1 protein-coding gene is annotated in these 884 nt (G+C 63.5%); it reads left to right on the plus strand.

From position 1 onward, the window contains the following. Window positions 1-884 (plus strand): transketolase-like TK C-terminal-containing protein (locus tag ACNQOP_RS20495; protein WP_416405574.1); only part of this gene is annotated, 884 nt, incomplete at both ends.

Raw genomic sequence — 884 nt, forward strand, 5'->3', positions numbered from 1 at the left:
GACGAATCCCGGACCTTCGGGATGGACGCGTTCTTCCCGACCGCGAAAATCTACAACCCCAAAGGCCAGAACTACCTCTCCGTGGACCGCGACCTCGTCCTGGCCTACAAAGAATCACCCGCCGGACAACTGATCCACCCCGGCATCAACGAAGCCGGCGCCGTCGCAGCGTTCACCGCCGCCGGAACCTCCTACGCCACCCACGGCGAACCCCTGGTCCCGATCTACGTGTTCTACTCCATGTTCGGCTTCCAACGCACCGGCGATTCCTTCTGGGCCGCAGCAGACCAAATGACCCGCGGGTTCATCATCGGCGCCACCGCAGGACGAACCACCCTCACCGGCGAAGGACTCCAACACGCCGACGGGCACTCCCCCATCCTGGCCTCCACCAACCCCGCCGTGAAAACCTACGACCCCGCCTACGGCTACGAAATCGGCCACATCATCCGCCACGGACTCGAACAAATGTACGGCGACGCATCAGACGACAACAACGTGATGTACTACCTCACCGTCTACAACGAACCCATCACCCAACCCGCGGAACCGGAAAACCTCGACACCAACGCACTGATCAAGGGCATCTACCACCTCGCAGACGCCCCCGAGGGCGATAACAACCGGCCCACCGCGCAGATCCTCGCCTCCGGCGTCTCCGTGCCCTGGGCCCTCGAAGCCGCCCGGATCCTCAACGAAGACTGGAACGTCGCAGCCGACGTCTGGTCCGTGACCTCCTGGAACGAACTCCGACGCGACGGACTCGCCGCCGAAGACCACGCCTTCCTCAACCCCGGCCAACCCGCACCCACCCCCTTCATCACCGAACAACTCGCAGGCAAAACCGGACCCGTCATCGCCGTCACCGACTACATGAAAGCCGT

The sequence above is a fragment of the Arthrobacter sp. LFS091 genome (genome assembly GCF_047977885.1).
Classification (GTDB): Bacteria; Actinomycetota; Actinomycetes; order Actinomycetales; family Micrococcaceae; genus Arthrobacter.